This is a genomic window from Parafrankia discariae (assembly GCF_000373365.1).
Classification (GTDB): Bacteria; Actinomycetota; Actinomycetes; order Frankiales; family Frankiaceae; genus Parafrankia; species Parafrankia discariae.
Map to the genome: position 1 here is coordinate 391,491 of NZ_KB891103.1, position 14,232 is coordinate 405,722.

The window sequence follows — 14,232 nt, forward strand, 5'->3', positions numbered from 1 at the left end:
CCGGGGCCGGGCTAACCGGCCTCGGCGGCCGCGCCGTCCTCGGTGGTGCCGTGGGTGGGCGCCGCGCCACGGATCGCGATGTGCAGGCGGACCACGGTGCCGGCCGGTGAGGAGCGGAGCTGGACGAGGTCGCAGAGCTGGTGGGCCAGCCACAGCCCCCGGCCGCCCTCGGAGTCCAGTTCCGGGATCCGCTGGCCGACCAGCGGGTCGAGTACCCGGCCGCGGTCGGCGACCTCGCAGATCAGGGTCGGCCCCTCCACCCAGACGCGCAGCCGGCCGATCCCACCGCCGTGGCGCACGCTGTTGGTGACGATCTCGTGGATGGCCAGCTTCAGGTCGTCCACCCGGCTGTCGGGCACGCCGACCTCGCAGGCCCGGCCGACCGCCATCCGCCGGGCGGCCGACACGTCCCGCCCGGTGAAGCGCAGGCTGACCACGGCCCGGCCGGCCACGGCGGGCGCCGGCAGCCCCATCTCGAACGGCTCCGGCACCCCCGGCCCCAGCGGCGCGGAAGCCGGTGGACGGACGCGGCCCGGAGGTAGGCCGGGCGGAGGGCCCGACAACGGGCCGGGCGGAGGACCGGGCGGTGGGCCCGACAACGGGCCGGGTGCGGCGCGGTACCGGCCGCCGCCACCGCGGGCCGCGCCGTCGCCCAGCACCCGCGGATGGGTGCGCCACGCGGCGTCCACCACCGGTGCCGGCAGCGTGGCGGCGTCGTAGGCGCAGCGTAGCCGCAGCCCGGACGATGCCCCGAAGGCCAGATTGGCCAGTGATTCGCAGTGGTGGCACTCGGCTATCTCGGCCGCGCTCCGCCCGGCCCAGACCAGCTCGCCGAGGCCACGCGCGCGGGTTCCCCGGGCCCGGGCCTCGTCCAGAAAGGCCGACCAGGCCGGAATGACCCGGCCTGGATTTCGCCCGAATTCGGTGATGTCGAGGAAGGAGACCTTCGCCACGATCGAGCCCAGCACGGATCGCAGCAGCCCGGCGTTGGCGGGCGTGACCGCGACCAGGACGGCCTCGTCACGCTGGACACCGGCCCGGACGAATTCCACCGCGCCAGCCAGGAAACCGGCCGGGCCGCGGTGGACGAGCGCCTCGTGCACGAATGCCACGGTTGGACCGACCTCTGACCCGCGGGCGTCCCTCACGGTGTCCCCCCCGAATTCGATCAATCACGGCCCGGACCGCCGCCGGGACGGCGTCATCGCGGTTCCGGGCCTCCCCGGCCGGAGCGGCGACGTCGTGGTCCCCGTACAGAACGTGACAGGCCAATCCGAAACACCATGACATGGTATGTCGACGGAAGAACACCGTATTGCGCTAAAGAGCCTGGGTGCCGCCGGCCGGGCCGCCCGGCGGGTGTCCCCGGCGGGCACGGCACCCGGGCGGGCGACCAGCGCCGCGGCGGGGCCGCGCGGGCGTCCGGGCCGGTACCGGGGCTCACCCCGACCGGCACCGGTGATCCGACGAGAGGGATTATCGGGAGTACCAACCCCCGGGTCCGAACCGTGGGGACGACGAGCACACAGGCAAAGGCGGTTGCGGATCGTGACGACGGTGTCCGTCTCAGAGACGGTGTCTGTCCAGGCGCGGATCGCCGCGGAGCTGGGCGTGCGCGAGGGGCAGGTGGCCTCGGCGATCGACCTGCTCGACGGCGGGGCGACAGTGCCGTTCATCGCCCGGTACCGCAAGGAGGTGACCGGCACCCTCGACGACGCCCAGCTGCGGACCCTCGAGGAGCGGCTGCGGTACCTGCGGGAGCTGGCGGAGCGGCGCGCGGCGATCCTGGAGTCCATCCGGAGCCAGGGCAAGCTCGACGACGCCCTCGAGGCGCAGATCATGGCCGCCGACACCAAGGCCCGCCTGGAGGACATCTACCTCCCCTACAAGCCGAAGCGCCGGACGAAGGCGCAGATCGCGCGCGAGGCCGGGCTGGAGCCGCTCGCGGACGCGCTGCTGGCCGACCGCTCGCTCGACCCCCGGGCGGAGGCGGAGCGTTACGTCGACGCCGAGAAGGGCGTCGCCGACGCCACCGTGGCGCTCGAGGGCGCCCGCGCCATCCTGGTGGAGCGCTTCGCCGAGGACGCCGACCTGATCGGCGCGCTGCGCGAGCAGATGTGGTCCCGCGGGTATCTCGTCAGCCGGGTCCGCGAGGGCAAGGAGGCCGACGGCGCGAAGTTCGCCGACTACTTCGACTTCGCCGAGCCGTTCACGAAGCTGCCGTCCCACCGGATCCTCGCGATGTTCCGCGGGGAGAAGGAGGAGATCCTCGATCTCACCCTGGAGCCGGACGAGCCCGCCGACCCGGCGGAGCCCCCGGCCCCCGGCCCCACCGACTACGAGCGGCGCATCGCCGAGCGCTTCGACATCGCCGACGCCGGCCGCCCGGCCGACCGCTGGCTGCTCGACGCGGTGCGCTGGGCCTGGCGGACCCGGGTCCTCGTCCACCTCGGCGTCGACCTCCGCATGCGGCTGTGGACGTCCGCGGAGGACACCGCCGTACGCGTGTTCGCGGCGAACCTGCGTGACCTGCTGCTCGCCGCCCCCGCCGGGGAGCGGCGCACCATGGGCCTCGACCCGGGGTTCCGCACCGGCGTCAAGGTGGCGGTGGTCGACGCGACCGGGAAGGCCGTCGCCACCGACACGATCTACCCGCACGTCCCGGCCCGGCGCTGGGACGACTCCCTGGCCACTCTGGCCCGGCTGGCCGCCGAGCACGGCGTGGAGCTGATCGCCATCGGCAACGGGACGGCCTCCCGGGAGACCGACAAGCTGGCCGACGACCTGATCCGCCGGCATCCCGAGCTGAAGCTGACCAAGGTGATGGTGTCCGAGGCCGGTGCCTCGGTGTACTCCGCCTCCGCCTACGCGTCCCAGGAACTGCCCTCGATGGACGTCTCGCTGCGCGGCGCGGTGTCCATCGCGCGCCGCCTGCAGGACCCGCTCGCCGAGCTCGTCAAGATCGACCCGAAGTCGATCGGGGTCGGCCAGTACCAGCACGACCTCTCCGAGGCCCGGATGTCGTCCTCCCTGGACGCCGTCGTCGAGGACTGCGTGAACGCGGTCGGCGTGGACGTCAACACCGCCTCGGCACCGCTGCTCTCCCGGGTCTCCGGCATCAGCGGCGGGCTGGCCGACAACATCGTCCGCCACCGGGACACCAACGGGCCGTTCCGGTCGCGGACCGGCCTGCTGGAGGTGGCCCGGCTGGGCCCGAAGGCGTTCGAGCAGTGCGCCGGCTTCCTGCGGATCACCGGCGGCGACGACCCGCTCGACAGCTCCAGCGTGCACCCGGAGTCCTACCCGGTCGTCCGGCGGATCCTGACGGTGACCGGTGGCGACCTGCGCGCGCTGATCGGCGATACGAAGACGCTGCGCTCGCTGAAGCCCACCGAGTTCGTCGACGACACGGTCGGCCTGCCGACGGTGACCGACATCCTCGCCGAGCTGGAGAAGCCCGGCCGCGACCCGCGGCCGGCGTTCAAGACCGCCGAGTTCACCGAGGGCGTCGAGACCCTCGCCGACCTGGTGCCGGGGATGGTCCTCGAGGGTGTGGTGACCAACGTCGCCGCCTTCGGCGCCTTCGTCGACATCGGCGTGCACCAGGACGGCCTCGTCCATGTCTCGGCGATGTCGAAGAACTTCGTCAGCGACCCCCGCGAGGTCGCCAAGCCCGGGGACATCGTGCGGGTGAAGGTCCTCGACGTCGACATCCCGCGCAAGCGCATCTCGCTCACCCTGCGCCTGGACGACGAGCCGGGCGCGGCGGACGCCGGCGGCGGGCAGAGCGGTCAGGGCGGTGAGCGGCGCGCGGGCCGCGGTGGCCGCGGTGGGCAGATCCGCGGTGGCGCCGGTGGCGCCGGCCGGAGCCAGGAGCGTGACGGGGGGCCGCCCGCCGACCAGCAGGGCGGCCGGCAGGCGGCGGCGGCCGGCGGCGGGCAGCCGGGTGGCGGCCAGCCCGGAGGCGGGCGTGGCGGTCCGGGTCAGCGTGGCGGCCCCGGCCAGCGGGGTGGTCCGGGCCAGCGCGGTGGCGGTGGCGCGGGTCAGCGCGGCGGTGCCGGTGGCGCGGGTGGCGGTCAGCGCGGTGGCGGTGCTGGCGGTGGCGGTGCTGGCGGTGGCGGTGGCGGTGGCCAGCGCGGTGCGGGCCACCGTGGCGGGCGGACCGACGGGGCCATCGCCGACGCGCTGCGCCGCGCCGGTCTGGTCACCGGCGACGAGGTCACCCTCAGCGGCAACCAGGACGACGCGCGCGACAGCCGCCGTCGCGGGCGCCGCTAGCCGCGCCCGGATTTCGCTCCGAAGGGTGTTGCCTCAGCCGCGCCTGTACCGGCTGGGGCAACACCCTTCGACGAGTGTGGATCTTCCTGGTGAGATCAGCGGCTGGGCGATCTCACCGGCAGCGCTGACCGCGGCCTGGCTCCCACGGTCGGTACCTGGGGAACCATGTCACCGGGTGCGCGTCACGTAAGCCAGCGGGAACCGTACCGGGCCCGTCGGCCAGGTCAGCATGAGCTGGCGGGGCCGGCCTGGATGAACCGGTCGGAGACCACGAAGGTGGCGAAGTCGGCGTACTGGTCGATGGGGCTGGCCCAGCTCAGGTCATCGCCGCCGAAGAAGGTGGAGAAGAAGACGCCCTCGATGCGCAGCGCCGGCGTGCTGCGGTAGAAAAGACCGCCCTGGTGGAAGACCTCACGACCGTCGACCCAGACCGTCACCGATCCGTCCGCCGCCTGCGGACTGTTCAGACAAACCCGTTGCTGAATGGCCGCCCACCTCCCCGGGACGAATTTCCAGCTCCCCAGGCCAAGCGTCGTACCGTACTCTTTCGAGCGTGGGAGGTAGGCGTACACCTGTCCCTTTCCGCCGGCCCGCCACATGTATCGCGTCGAGAATCCATTCGTACCGTCCGGGGTGTTTCCACCGGCCACGTGGGTGCCGCCGAAGAATCCCGGAAGCTTGCCACCTCGGGCGAACTGGAAACCCTCCTGGAACCGGACACGGTAGCTCAGGAAGAGGTCGTCGGCGGGTCCGTCGCGAAGCTGGAGATAGACCTGGGCACCGCCGGAGGGGGCCCCGTCCTGTTCCACGGAGAGCTGGCTGGCCGAACCCGCCGGATAGCTGACCCGGATGTGTTTCCAGCCGCAGCCCGCCTCCGGCCGCTCCACGGTGACGTCGTCCAGGCCGAAGGCACCCCGCCGGCGCATGATCAGCTCGTCACCGAAGAAGCTCTGCAGCCGTGGGGGCATCGGCGGTGTCGCCGGGGCACTCAGCCCGTTCGGCTCGGGCACTTCGGGCTCCGGCCGGTGCTCGTCCGGCCCGGTGGTGCAGCCCGCGGCACCCACGGCGCCCGCGGCGCCGAGCAACGCCGTCAGAATCGCTCCTCTTCGCGACAGTACGGTCATCGCGATGCCCCCCGACCCGCATTTCGCCCGCCTGGCCCGCCGCCGACGATTTCACCTGTCGGCGCGCGGCACGATCTCCCGAAAGCGCGAACCACGAATTCGAATCATCCGCGCCGGCTGGAATTCTAGCCCCGGGCCGGACGGCGCCCGGGCATGACGCCGACCCGGCACGCCGACCGGCACGCCGACCGGCGGTGACCCCGGCGGCAGTCCCGGCACCGGCCGGCTTTCTTGCCCTTTAATGTCGCGCTCGCCGTTTCGTGAGCTGATGCGGTCCGATTCTTTCCCGAAGGGGCGAGCAGAACACGAAAGGGTCAACAGAACGACGGTATCCGGGGTCTTTTTCGGGTCATCCGGCCAGCCGGATCAGTTCCGGGCCCAGATACGACGCCAGAGTGGTGGAGTAGGTACCGGTGATGTGGCTCTTGTCGTAGTAGACGACCGTGTCGCCGATGATCGGCGGGCACTGTTCCTTCGCGCACAGCCACGGCACCGGGTCGACCAGCATCGCGCCACCGTCACGGGCACCGTTGGTCTCGATGGCCCGCTGCGGTTCGGTCAGTTTCGCGTCGGAGACCCGTACGACACACCGGCGGATGTTCGACGGATTCCTGGCCAGACAGTCCGGGACGTCGAATCCCGGGTAGGGCGTGTCCGAGATGAACACGACCTTGGCGCCGGTCGAGCGCAGCGTGCGCACGAGGCTCGCCATCCCGCCGGCGCCCACCCGGATGGCCTCGGTGCGCGCCTCGGAACCGACGATGACCAGATCCGGGTGGAGCGCGCCGATCCTGGCGAGGACCTCCGCCCGCCAGGTGTTGCACTCGGTGTAGACCCGTTTCAGGGTTTCCAGCACGAAGTCCTGGTAGTCGGCCGGTGGGCAGCCGCCCTTCGTGTAGGGGATCAGCCGCCAGCCGCGCTCGCGGCTGACCTCGTTCATCGCGTTGAACCACTGGTTCGCGTGCGAGTCGCCGTAGAGGACGACCGTCCGGTGGCCGTTCGGGTCCCCGTAGACGCAGTCGGTGGGCGTGCTGGCGGTGATCGACGCGTAACACCTGTTCGCCTTGTAGTCGAACGGGACCTGTTCCAGCGACGGCCGCAGCCCCGCCGGCAGCCCCGGCAGATCCAGCGACCGCTCGATCACCCGGGACAGGGCGGTGGACGCCCCCGCCGCCCCCACTGTTCCCTCGACGCCAGCCACTCCGGCGGCACCCGCCACTCCGGCGGCACCCGCCACTCCGGCGCCACCCGCCACTCCGGCGCCACCCGCCACTCCGGCGCCACCCGCCACTCCGGCGCCACCCGGTCCTCCCGCCGGGCCGGCCGCCAGGCCGGGGGCCGGCGTCCCACCGCCGGTGGTGGGGATGGCCGCGACCTGGCCCACGGCGAGCGCCACCGCCACCGCGGTGCCGGCCAGGCATCCACCGAGGCCGAGACCGACCGCCGGCCGGCGGACCAGCACCGCCCGGGTCCGGACCGGGTTCTCGACCGCGTGGTAGGTGACGGCGGCCAGGACCAGCGAGCCCAGGACGGCGGCGACCTTCCCGGCCGTCCCGAGAGGTGCCCCGGCGGCCTCCGGCCAGAGCACCAGCACCGGCCAGTGCCACAGGTACCACGAGTAGCTGAGGCGGCCCACCACCTGCAGCGGCCACCGCCGCAGCAGCAGCTCGGCACCCCGGCGTGGCCCGGCGCACCCACCGGCGATCACGAACGCCGAGCCCGCGACCGGCAGCAGCGCCGCCAGCCCCGGGTACTGCGTGCTCTCGTCGAACCGCGCCGCGGCGATCAGGATCCCCAGCAGGCCCAGCCAGCTCAGCTGGGACGACAGCGCGCGGGGCATCCGGGCGAACGCGGGCGCGCCGAGCGCGACCAGCGCCCCCGCCGCCAGCTCCCACGCACGGGTGTGGCTCCCGAAGTAGGCCCACGGCGCCGACCGCGGCGTGAGCAGCACGCTGAGGGCCAGCGAGCCGCCGAACACCGCGACGAGCACGACGAACACCCGCCCCGTGCGGACCGGTCCGGTGCCGGCCGGTCCGGTGCCGGCCGGTCCGGTCCCGGCCGGTCCGGTCCCGGCCGGTGCGGTCCCGGCTGGCCCGGTGCGGACCGCTCCGCCGCGGCCCCGGTGCGAGCCTCCGGCGATCACCGTGGTGACGACCACCAGCACCAGCGGCCACAGGGCGTAGAACTGCTCCTCGACGGCGAGCGACCAGAAGTGCTGGAACGGGGACGGCGGACCGTCCGCCCGCAGGTAGTCCGTCCCGGCCTGGGCGAGCCGGATGTTGATCGCCGACACGGCGGAGAACGCGGCGTCCACGCTGATCGAGTGCAGGCGCAGCGGTGACGCCCACCGCCAGGCGGCCACCATCGTCGCGACGATGACCACCGTCGCCACCGGGATGATCCGCCGCGCCCGCCGGGCGTAGAAGCCCCGCAGCGAGATCCGCCCGCTGGCGGCCCGTTCGGCGAGCAGCTGCCTGGTGATGAGGAAGCCCGAGATCACGAAGAAGACATCCACGCCGACGAACCCGCCGGCGACGGCGAGCCCGGAGTGGCCGAGCACGACCAGGGCCACCGCGACCGCGCGCAGCCCCTCGATGTCCGGCCGGAATTTCCTGAGCCGGGCGTCCCCGCCGGCCACCTCAGACTCCGGCACCGAACGCCGGCCGGCCGGTCACCCGCGCCCGACGCCGACGGGCGAGGCCGGTGACGCCGCTGAGCAGGACCAGCACGAGCGGCACCGACGCCCAGATCCCGACGAGCACCCGGGTGCGCCACTGGTCGCCGTTGTCGCGCAGCGTGTTCCCGTCGAGATCGGTCCCCTGCGCCGCGAGCTGGTTGTCGACGATCGTGTTGCCCCGTACCCGGAGGTTCTCCGCGCCGCCGCGGACGTGCAGGCCCACCCGGTTCCCGGTGACCGTGTTCTGCTCGACGACGTTGTCGGGTGAGGAGGCGAGCACGATGCCGTCACCGCGGTTGCCGCTGGCGGTGTTGCCGACGATGCGGTTCCCGGTGCTCGAGGCGTCCATCATGATGCCGTTGAGCCGGTTGTCCCGGGTGATGTTGCCGGCCACGACACCGCCGGTGACGAAGTCGGAGAAGATGATGCCGTGCCGGCCGTTGCGCTCGCTGACGTTGTTGCGCACCGAGATCCCGGTCGAGTGGCTGTGCGGGTCGACGCCGTAGAGCGTGTTGTCGTGGAACCAGTTCTGTTCGATGCTCACGTCACGGGCATGGTCCGTGTACGTCCCGATGAAGCTGTGGTCGACCTCGGAATGGGTCATGCTCCCGGTGGAGCGGTCCGACCAGGAGACACCGTAGGAGCTGTTCCAGTCCCGTCCGAGATAGCTCAGGTGACTGCGGGTGATGGTGAGGGTCGCCGCGTTCGTGGCGACCACGAACGGCCGCTGCTCGTCGACGCTGCTCCGCTGCGAGTCGTCACTCGTCGTGCTCGGGCGGACGGCGACGCCGTCCAGCGCCAGCCGCCCGCCGTCCACGCCGAGCAGCACGCCGCGCCGGGCCACGAGCACCAGCTCCGAGACCGGAGCGGTGATCGTCAGTGACGCCCCGGGCGAGACGACGAGCGCGGCGGACACGGTGACCCGGCCGCGGCCGTCGTATCCGACCCACGAGGGGTCGTCGACCTTCTCGACGACGTCCAGCAGCCCGGTGACCGGCTGCCGCAGCGGGACGACCCGCTCCGGCCGGCCGCCGGCCAGCAGCGTGACCGCGCCGGGCCCCACCGCGATGCTGCGGATCTCCGGTGCCGGGCTGGTCCGCGCGTCGACGGTGTTGGGCGGCAGCCCCAGGATCACGTTGCTGAGCGGGTCGTAGGACGGTGTGTAGGCGTGCCGGTGGAAGTACTCGGTGGTCGAGGTGAGCTCCCGGTAGTCCCGGCCGACGGTCACGCTGAGGGTGACCGCGCTCAGCGCCGTCATCACGGCCAGCAGGAAGTGGACGCCCCGGCGGCGGGACCGCTCGCGCCGGGCCCGGGCGGCCGCCGTCACCGCGGCCCGCTCGCCCGGCGCCCGCGCCGGCTGCCGCACGGGCACCGCGGTCGGCAGGGTGGCCGTGTTGGCCGTGCTCGCCGAGCCCATCGAGTAGGGCTGGTCGGTCGGGTGGGTCGTCATCGGTTTCCCTCCCCCGCGACGGACGCCGGCACGCGACCCCCGCCGGCCACCGCGTCGCCGTGCCGGGTGGCGCCGTCCCCGGTGGTGCCGTCGTCGTCCCGGTCGCGCTCACGCTGGCCGCTGGTGGCCGCGGTCTTGGCGATGACCTCGAAGCTGCGCGGATTCCCCATGTAGAGCGTCGCGACGAGCGCGACGATCGTGAACGTCGCCGTGACGGGTGCCAGGACCACGGCCGCGAGGCTCTGCAGGACGCGGTTGGTCCAGAATTTCGCGGTGCTCACCCCGGGCTGGCGCAGGCCGGCGTTGACCCAGCCACTCAGCCCGAAGTTCACCAGCCAGACCGCCAGCGAGCACCAGAAGAGCGAATGCGCCCACCCGGCCACCTCGATCGTGTCGGTGAGAATCAGGACGACCGCCGAACCCGACGCGAGGAACGTGAACAGGCTGAGGAAGTACCGGATCGCGATCCTGATCGCGGCGCCGAGCGGGAGCACGTCGCGGTTCACGATGGCGTGGATGTTGCCCCACATCCACCGGCGGCGCTGCTTGAAGTAGGCCTGCCACGTCCACGGTGAGGTGAGCTGGATGTACTCGTGGAAGAAGCCCCAGCGCAGACCGGCCGCCGCCGCGTTGCAGCCGAAGGTGAGATCCTCGGAGGCGAAGATCCGCCAGTTCCAGGTGACTGTCCGCTCGGTGTGGCCGGTGATGGTGAGGCCCTCCCCGTGGACGAAAAGCGGGCGCCCGAGGATTCCCTGGAAGGAGGAGCAGTAGGTCATGCAGTTGTGGAACCGCAGGTCGTCGATGTGGCTCAGGATGAAGTGCGCGAACGGCCCGCTGCCGTAGTCGATGCGCGGGGCCGTCACACCCTGGCAGATGTCGTAGTCGGCCGCGTAGGCGGTCTCGAGGTACTCCCACGTCGGCGACGTGTCGTCATCGAGAAACGTTATCTTCGTGTCGGCCGTGTCGTAGCCGAGGTGCTGGCGGACGATCCGGCTGAACTCCAGGGCACGGGCCTTGTACTGGGCCACGCAGGTGAAGTCCGTCGGCACCGTGATGACCCGGTCCGCCTCGGGGTAGATGTCACCGTTCCCGGGCTCGTTGGTCACCCAGATCTCGTAGTTCATCGTCATCGGGAACGAGCGGATCTCCCGGATGATCTCGTTGACGCGGTCCTGTTCCCGGCCGACGGTGGTGATCTGGATGATGTATCGCGAGAAGAGGTCCCGGTTCTGCCGGAAGGTCGTGTGGAACCACCACTCGCCCGCGGCGAGGATGAAGATCTCGATCATCGGTCGGAGGAAGGCCACGAGCAGCAGCCAGGGCAGCCAGGTGCTCATCGGGGTGCGCCTTCCGTCGCCTCGACGCCGCGGGAGTCGCGCGGCTGCCGCGGAAGCCGGTCAGGCGACCAGAGCGCGCGGGCGGCGGCCAGCCCAGGACCCCGACCCGCGGCACCGGCACCGGCACCGGCACCGAATCCATCGCCGACGCCGGCGCTGAACCCGTCGCCTACGCGCTCGCCCGTGCCGTCGCCGAATCCGTTACCGGACCTGTCGCCGAGCGAGTCGACGGCCCCGGCCCGCTCGCCGGTCACGGCGCCGCCGGCGGCGCGGTCGACGAAACGGCTGTTCATCTCGATGACCGACCGCAGGATCGGCATGTCCACGCCGACACCGGCGGCGAACCCGAGGAAGGCCATGGTGTCCTTCGGCAGGCAGACGCCCCCGTACGGCGCGCCACCTCTGGTCCCGTAGGCCGGGTTGAAGGACGCCTCGGCTGATCGCGCGACCGTCTCGGCCACCGCCCCGAGGTCGAGGTGCAGGCGCTCCGCGACGACGTGCATCTCGTTCCAGAACGAGATCTTCGTGGCGTTGAAGATGTTGTGCGCACACTTGACGAACTCGGCGGTCATCGGATCATCAAAGATCCGCATAGTCCCCCCGAACGGCGCGAAAAGCTCCGCAAGGCGCTCCTGGACCCGCCGGTTACGGGCCCCGACAACGGTCATCCACGGCCAGCGGAAGTCCTCGGCGGCCGACGAGGCGCGCAGAAACTCCGGATTGCTGGCCAGCAGGAACCCGCTGCCCTGGCGCAGCCCGGACTCCTGCTCGAGCAGCGGGCCGACCAGACCCTCGGTCGTGCCCGGATCGACGGTGCTCCGGACGACAACGGTGTGCACGGCGGACGTCTCACGGAGCGCGCGGCCGAGGCCGCGGATACCGGCCACGAACGCGGTGAGATCGTAGCGGCTGCCGGCATTCGGTGTCGGCAGGGTGAGGAAGACGACGGAGTCGCCCTCCGACCGCAGGTCGATCTCGGGCCGCGCGTCCAGGCCGATCTCGTTCAGGAATGCGATTCGCTCCGGCGAGACGTCGATGAACGTGACCCGGTGCCCGGCGTCGAGCAGCCCCCTCCCGGTGGCTGTTCCAACGACTCCGGATCCGACGACAAAGATTCGCATCTTCTTCAGCTCCTTGGGGCGCGCCCAGGGCATGGTCGACCCGGGCGGCGTCGAGCGGGCGCGGACGATGACGTCCGGGAATCCGCGCGGAGGGTGACGGAGGGCCGTCCCGGTCCACGCGGCACTGTCGTGGAGTCCGCGTCCCGGTCGGGCCGCGCGGACTCACGGTCCTCGGGCTTTGGGCTTTGGGCTTTGGGCCCGGTGATTCTCTAAACGATTAGGCGGTGCCGCCGCGGCAGGTCCCCACCGGCCCGCGGCCCGGCGTCCGCCGTCGCCGTCGACGATGTGACCGGCGGCCGTATGACCGGCGGCCGTGTGACCAACGGCGGTATGACCGGTGGCGGTGCGATCGATGGCGTGCGCCCCCCGGGCACGCTCGCGGACATGGGCGCAATGCCGTCCGCATGCTGTGTTGCCATCACTGCCGTTTCCCCCAGTGGTTCGCGGCCGGACCCCGGAACCGACCCCCCAGACATGTTTACCGATCGATGATTACCCCAGAACAGAGCATCCCCAAATACCCCGTCCAAGTGCGGAAGAGTAGTCGATCGGCACGTGGTTCGTCGCAGAAGGCCGACACCGGGCGTGTTACGCGAGACGACCGTGAAGCGAATTCCGGCATAGAATTGCGCGACAGCGACCCGACCGGAACCGCGGTTAATCCTCTTCCTGGCGGTCCGGGAGCTTATCTTCCCCCGCCGGGGATCGGGCGGCGCCGCCCGATGACACGGGACGGCGCCGCCGGGTCGTCAGAGGTACAGGCCGGTGTGGCCCTCCCGCTCCGGGGTGGTCGCGGGCATCCGTCCGTCACGGAGGGCGAACAGCTCGGCCAGGGTCGCGGACGTCCCGACGCCCGCGTCCGCCGGCGTCCCGAGCCAGGCGAGCGCCTCCCCACGCGGGAGCGGCCCGACCTCGACCTGGGCCAGGCAGCGGCCCGGCCGCACGATCGCGGGATGCAGGCGGGCCAGCGGTTCGTTGGTGGTGACCGCGACCAGGACGTCCCGGCCCTGCCCGACCAGGCCGTCGGTGAGGTTGAGCAGTCTGGACAGCGCCTGGCCGGAGACGCTGCGGGCGTCGCCGCGCAGCAGCTCGTCGCAGTCCTCGATCACCAGCAGCCGCCAGCGGCGGCGGGGCGAGTCGTCCGTGCGCGCGGTGTCCCCGGCGTCCACCGAGCCACCACTCTCCGCGTCGGTTCCGGCGGCTCCGTCGGCCGCGGCCGTTCCGGCGGCACCGGCGGAGTCCGGCACCGTGTCGCCGAGCGCCAGGCTGGTCCCCTCGGCCGGTCCGTCGTCGTCCGCGTCGTCCGACCCGATCGCCACCTCCATGAGGTAGCCGGGATCGCCGAAGAGCGCCTCCGGGTCGAGCACGCAGTCGACCTGGCACCAGCTCCGCCACTCGTGCGCGAGCGCGCGCAGGATCGTCGTCTTGCCGGTTCCCGCCGGCCCGTGCAGGAGGATCAGCCGGCCGACCAGGTTCTCCGGGCGCATGGTCATCAGATGGTCCAGCGGCGTCAGCGTGGTCTCCGCGTAGTTTCGCCGGATCGACCGCCAGGCCGTCGTCGCGGCCCGGCGGATGATCCTCGTCGGCCCACGCTGGGTGGAGAGATACCAGAAGCCCATGGTCACGGTGCCCTCGCCGACGGACTCCGCCGTCGCCTGGCGCACCACCCCGTCGAGAACCGTCCGGGCGAGCTCCTCGCTGACCGCCGTCACCAGGACCTCGGCGCTGCCGCCGCGCCAGCGCACGGCGCGCATGGTCCAGCCGTCACCGGTCGCCAGCCGCGAGTCACGGGCGTCCTCGACCACGGTCCGCACGACCTCGGCGTCGACCGGCAGCAGGCTCGCGCCGGGCTTGAGCCGGTCGATGCGGGCGCTGCGCGCCCAGGGCTGGTCTCCCTTGGTGAACGGGCCGAGCGCGAGCGCGTCGACGACGTCGTAGGGGGTGTCCGAATCGTCGAGAGCGACGACGAAGGGCAGCTCCGCCGGGAGCCGGCCGGAGCGCTCACCCCTCACACGATCGCCGTTGGACGAGGAACCCTGCCGCGGAATGGACACGAGACAGATACTCGGTGACGACTGCTCCTGACACCACCTGGTTCCTCCATTCCGTCGCGGAAGGTGGTGGGAGACGCCCGGCACGCCGCATCCTGGCGGCCTTGCGGGGGCCCGGTCTCACCCTGTGTGGCCGGGGCCCCACCGGTCATGCCCGGACGACCTCCCGCCGCATACGCCTGGCCCGCTCCCGC

General features: G+C 72.2%; 8 protein-coding genes. 1 reads left to right on the forward strand and 7 read right to left on the reverse strand.

The genetic code is table 11. The features are described 5' to 3' along the window. Nucleotides 1-11: 11 nt before the first annotated feature. A complete protein-coding gene (locus B056_RS0103880; protein ID WP_230202803.1) occupies nucleotides 12-1,112 on the reverse strand; it encodes a sensor histidine kinase in 1,101 nt (366 codons plus the stop codon). A 436-nt stretch (nucleotides 1,113-1,548) separates the two neighbouring features. Between B056_RS0103880 and B056_RS0103885 the strand changes: the two genes are divergently transcribed. Further along, nucleotides 1,549-4,278 (forward strand): Tex family protein, encoded by a 2,730-nt coding sequence (locus B056_RS0103885; protein ID WP_035750121.1) that lies wholly within the window; start codon nucleotides 1,549-1,551, stop codon nucleotides 4,276-4,278. Between the two features lie 224 nt (nucleotides 4,279-4,502). On the opposite strand, the gene B056_RS0103890 is transcribed toward B056_RS0103885, so the two are convergent. From B056_RS0103890 to B056_RS0103915, 6 genes are all read right to left on the reverse strand, one after another. Continuing rightward, the gene (locus B056_RS0103890) at nucleotides 4,503-5,402 is read right to left on the reverse strand and encodes a polysaccharide lyase (RefSeq protein WP_026239292.1); all 900 of its coding nucleotides are present in this window, start codon (nucleotides 5,400-5,402) and stop codon (nucleotides 4,503-4,505) included. Nucleotides 5,403-5,751: 349 nt separating this feature from the next. Then, nucleotides 5,752-8,040 carry an acyltransferase family protein gene (locus B056_RS0103895; protein ID WP_230202804.1) on the reverse strand — a complete coding sequence of 763 codons (2,289 nt, stop codon included), beginning with the start codon at nucleotides 8,038-8,040 and terminating at the stop codon, nucleotides 5,752-5,754. A 1-nt stretch (nucleotide 8,041) separates the two neighbouring features. After that, nucleotides 8,042-9,529 (reverse strand): right-handed parallel beta-helix repeat-containing protein, encoded by a 1,488-nt coding sequence (locus B056_RS0103900; protein WP_018500597.1) that lies wholly within the window; start codon nucleotides 9,527-9,529, stop codon nucleotides 8,042-8,044. Next, on the reverse strand, nucleotides 9,526-10,866 hold the full coding sequence (locus B056_RS0103905) for a glycosyltransferase family 2 protein (RefSeq protein WP_018500598.1): 1,341 nt from the start codon (nucleotides 10,864-10,866) through the stop codon (nucleotides 9,526-9,528). Before B056_RS0103905 ends, B056_RS0103900 begins: the two co-directional genes overlap by 4 nt. After that, nucleotides 10,863-11,987, reverse strand: a complete 1,125-nt coding sequence (locus B056_RS0103910; protein WP_035750123.1) for a Rossmann-fold NAD(P)-binding domain-containing protein — start codon at nucleotides 11,985-11,987, stop codon at nucleotides 10,863-10,865. Before B056_RS0103910 ends, B056_RS0103905 begins: the two co-directional genes overlap by 4 nt. 749 nt (nucleotides 11,988-12,736) lie before the next feature. Further along, nucleotides 12,737-13,999 (reverse strand): DUF5925 domain-containing protein, encoded by a 1,263-nt coding sequence (locus B056_RS0103915; RefSeq protein ID WP_018500600.1) that lies wholly within the window; start codon nucleotides 13,997-13,999, stop codon nucleotides 12,737-12,739. Nucleotides 14,000-14,232 lie beyond the last annotated feature (233 nt).